The sequence below is a fragment of the Paraburkholderia diazotrophica genome, assembly GCF_900108945.1.
Classification (GTDB): Bacteria; Pseudomonadota; Gammaproteobacteria; order Burkholderiales; family Burkholderiaceae; genus Paraburkholderia; species Paraburkholderia diazotrophica.
The window spans coordinates 1-2,845 of record NZ_FNYE01000095.1; the positions used below are offsets into that span (position 1 = coordinate 1).

General features: G+C 60.8%; 7 protein-coding genes and 1 pseudogene. 5 read left to right on the plus strand and 3 right to left on the minus strand.

Features of this window, described 5'->3' with window-relative positions; translation table 11 throughout:
- The 4 genes and pseudogenes from BMW76_RS41730 to BMW76_RS39905 all read left to right on the plus strand — a co-directional run.
- A pseudogene (locus tag BMW76_RS41730) lies at positions 1-205 on the plus strand (nitrogen fixation protein NifZ); the annotation flags it as partial.
- A gap of 15 nt (positions 206-220) precedes the next feature.
- Positions 221-562 (plus strand): nitrogen fixation protein NifZ, encoded by a 342-nt coding sequence (locus BMW76_RS39895; RefSeq protein WP_090874157.1) that lies wholly within the window; start codon positions 221-223, stop codon positions 560-562.
- 20 nt (positions 563-582) lie between these two features.
- Complete coding sequence (gene nifT / locus BMW76_RS39900) at positions 583-801, plus strand: putative nitrogen fixation protein NifT (protein ID WP_012406775.1); 219 nt, start codon at positions 583-585, stop codon at positions 799-801.
- A 1-nt stretch (position 802) separates the two neighbouring features.
- Positions 803-1,084 (plus strand): hypothetical protein, encoded by a 282-nt coding sequence (locus BMW76_RS39905; protein ID WP_012406776.1) that lies wholly within the window; start codon positions 803-805, stop codon positions 1,082-1,084.
- Positions 1,085-1,150: 66 nt separating this feature from the next.
- Here the strand turns inward: BMW76_RS39905 and BMW76_RS39910 are convergent, their stop codons facing one another.
- Positions 1,151-1,414, minus strand: a complete 264-nt coding sequence (locus BMW76_RS39910; protein WP_407669092.1) for a helix-turn-helix domain-containing protein — start codon at positions 1,412-1,414, stop codon at positions 1,151-1,153.
- A 207-nt stretch (positions 1,415-1,621) separates the two neighbouring features.
- On the opposite strand from BMW76_RS39910, the gene BMW76_RS39915 reads away from it, so the two are divergent.
- Positions 1,622-1,837: a hypothetical protein gene (locus BMW76_RS39915; protein WP_090874158.1), complete on the plus strand. Its 216-nt coding sequence runs from the start codon at positions 1,622-1,624 to the stop codon at positions 1,835-1,837.
- Between the two features lie 200 nt (positions 1,838-2,037).
- On the opposite strand, the gene BMW76_RS39920 is transcribed toward BMW76_RS39915, so the two are convergent.
- Both BMW76_RS39920 and BMW76_RS39925 read right to left on the minus strand, forming a co-directional pair.
- On the minus strand, positions 2,038-2,280 hold the full coding sequence (locus BMW76_RS39920) for an FmdB family zinc ribbon protein (protein WP_090874159.1): 243 nt from the start codon (positions 2,278-2,280) through the stop codon (positions 2,038-2,040).
- Between the two features lie 9 nt (positions 2,281-2,289).
- The coding region (locus tag BMW76_RS39925) for an ankyrin repeat domain-containing protein (RefSeq protein ID WP_090874160.1) at positions 2,290-2,845 on the minus strand (556 nt) is incomplete at its 5' end.

Sequence of the window (2,845 nt, forward strand, 5' to 3'; positions counted from 1 at the left end):
AACAGATCGCAAGGTCGGCATGCGCGCGAAGGAACTGTGCACGCTCGATTATCTTCCCGATGACGTGCTCGCGTGTCTGGGCGAGCGGGCCACGGTTCTGAGCTCGATCGACCAGATACTGCCGACTGCGACAGCGGCGGATGGGCGAAGCCTTTGGCACACGGAACACCAGGGCGATGCATCGGACAATCGAGTTGCGAGCTAGCCCTATTCATGAGGTATGAGCGTGGTCGTACTGCACGACAGCTACAACGATGGCGGATATCGCGACCGGGGCGAAGGTAAGTGTCTCCTGAGGGCCGGCTCCCTCGGCGAGATCGTCGACGTCGGGCAGGTGGTTGAGAACGGCGAGCCGCTGTGCCTCTCTTTGACGGCTTTTGGTCGGCTGCCCGGAGGAACAAAACTGTTTCTGCACCGGTGCGACCATCGCGCAAGGAGACGAGCTGGGCGCGTGACAGTTTATGTATTGGCTGCGGCGGCATTTCTCACATGCTGCCAGCGTCGCCACTTTGCTCGTGCTGTATTCAAAACGATGTACGTTCGCACGGCGCAAATTTCCTAACCAAACCAGGAGCTTTTACTGTGAAAATCACGATCCGAAAGGATAGCAAAGGTATACTCTGCGCCTACATTCCGAGGACGGATTTGGAGGAGCCAATTGTTTCAATCGCGCGGGCACGGATGTGGGGTGGGCTCGTCACGCTTGCGAACGGCTGGCAGTTCGAGTTGCCTGAGTTGGCGCCCGACACCGTGCTTCCGGTCACCGTGGAAGCCCGGCGCCTGGCGGGCGGTCACGACTAACATGGCGCTTACTGCAGCTCAGATACATACGATAACCGAATTGGTTCTCAACGAGCCGACGTTGTCGGAAGCCGCAGCAGGTTGGCGCAAGCGCTATCCCGACGTGCGTGTCATTCGGATCAGCGCGGTCGAACTGTTCAATGAAGAGCCGGTGGTGGAATTTCGTGGTCGCCGCGTCTATTTTGCGACGTCAACAGGGGTTTGCGTCTCCGTGACGGCGGAAGCCAGTGAGGCCGATATGCTTATCCTAGCCGAAGAGGGCGCCTACGATGGAGACTATTGAAATCGCGCTTGGCGAGCCAGCCCGTGGAGACGAGAGAACGAACTCGTTCATGCCGTATTGCAGTCGTCATGCTGGAGCGATGGGCCAATGCTTCAGGTATCGACCGACCGTCCACGCAGACACCTTGATGCCATACTCGCGCTCGATGAGCTGCGCTACCGACTCGCGGGTCCACAGGTAGAATGGCAACGCCAGCCGATCCGGCATCGGTTCGATGATCAGCTTGCGGATTCTCATGGTCTGCCGGTGATCCAACCGGCCACTTTCCAGTCGACGGCCACGCTTGCATGGCCTGAGCGATCTCAGGCCGCCTTCTCGCGACCGCTTCATCCAGTTGCTTACTGCCCGCGGACTTGCCCCGAATGTGTGAGCCGGCGCGGTTTGCGCGATTCCATCAACCACCGTTTGCACCACTACTTTTCTCAGGTGCGCCTGCGAGGGCCCCCGTCGAGGTGTCGGGCATCAGTTTTCGTCTTCATACCCGTTAACGCACTACGCACTATTTAGTGCCAAGTCAGTAAATGCTGGAGCGGTCGCATGGAGGTTGCCACGGCACAGCAAAAGAGCGGTAAGCGCACGCGGGCAATCCCGGCTGGCAATACCAACGGGCATTCGGCCACTAGGGAACGGTTGCGCAAGCTTGCCGATGAGAGAGCCTTGGGGGATGGAAACCGCAGCCTACAGCCATCCTTTCACCAGCAGTTTCGCTACGTGCGGGCCTCCGACGCGATCCGAACCGAGCGTGGCTTCTAACGCGTAGCGGATTGGTGGCAGGGCGCCAGCGTTGCGGCTACATACGCAGCTCCGTGCGCACGCGTGAAGGTACATCGGTACATCGTCAGGCCACTAAAGGGCACGGCGATCAACTTCGGCGCTGGAGCCGCTATCTATCTCTCCAGGCGGCAGCAGCAATTCCCGGCTGGACAAGCCGCCGTACCATTGCTGCTGCCGCTTCAACCGCGGCGCATGAGGTTGCTGCGTTCTGTAGCCGTGTAGTTGCTGAAATGGCCTTCGCGCGCGGCCTGACGGCGTGCCGCCGCGATGATTGCTTTGCTGCGGGCGGGAGCGCACGGCGCACTGACCTGTTTATCCAGCGAGGTACTGCGACAGCGCGGACAAAGAGGCGTCGTGCCAGCACGCACAAGCGCTTCGAAATGCAACGCGCAGTTGCGGCATAGATAGTCGTATAGCGGCATGAGTTCCTTTCAGCGCAAAGAGTTATCCGGCAGGACGCTACCCGGAATTCGTGGTTGCCTCAGTTCCGCGACGTACCGATCGGTGGCGGAGATCGATCCCCGCCGGGCGTCCCTGAGCCGGCCTACCGTATGCAAGAGCTGCAGTCCGAAATCGGTGGCCATGTCGAATGCATTTCGCCCGTCGGGCGCAACGAGGCTGTCGCTGGCGCCGAGCGATATCAGCAGCCACATGACCTCGAGCCGGCCGCTGGCGGCGGCCTGCATCAGGCACGTGATGTCGTTCCCGTTCGTGTGATCAATATCGAGGCCGGCCCCGACCAACCGTAGGATCGATGCGGGTGCGCCGCCCAGACACGCGTGCCAGAGTGCCTGGTTACCTTCGTCGTCGAGCGCGCCGACGTGTGCACCTTCATCCAGCAACGCGGCGACTATGCTGTCTTCGCCGTGCAGCGCTGCCGCCATCAGCGGCGTCATGCCCTCAATGCTGCGCGAGTGAATGTCCGGGAAGTCGTGGATCGAGAGCCATGTTCCGAGCGTTGCCCACGTGACATCGCGGCGGCTTGCG

What these genes read in the sequence shown, in the direction of transcription:
- BMW76_RS39895 (WP_090874157.1), top strand. Translation starts at nt 221, where the DNA reads ATGAGCGTGGTCGTACTGCACGACAGCTACAACGATGGCGGATATCGC.
- BMW76_RS39905 (WP_012406776.1), top strand. Translation starts at nt 803, where the DNA reads ATGGCGCTTACTGCAGCTCAGATACATACGATAACCGAATTGGTTCTC.
- BMW76_RS39910 (WP_407669092.1), bottom strand. Translation starts at nt 1,414, where the DNA reads ATGAAGCGGTCGCGAGAAGGCGGCCTGAGATCGCTCAGGCCATGCAAG.
- BMW76_RS39915 (WP_090874158.1), top strand. Translation starts at nt 1,622, where the DNA reads ATGGAGGTTGCCACGGCACAGCAAAAGAGCGGTAAGCGCACGCGGGCA.
- BMW76_RS39920 (WP_090874159.1), bottom strand. Translation starts at nt 2,280, where the DNA reads ATGCCGCTATACGACTATCTATGCCGCAACTGCGCGTTGCATTTCGAA.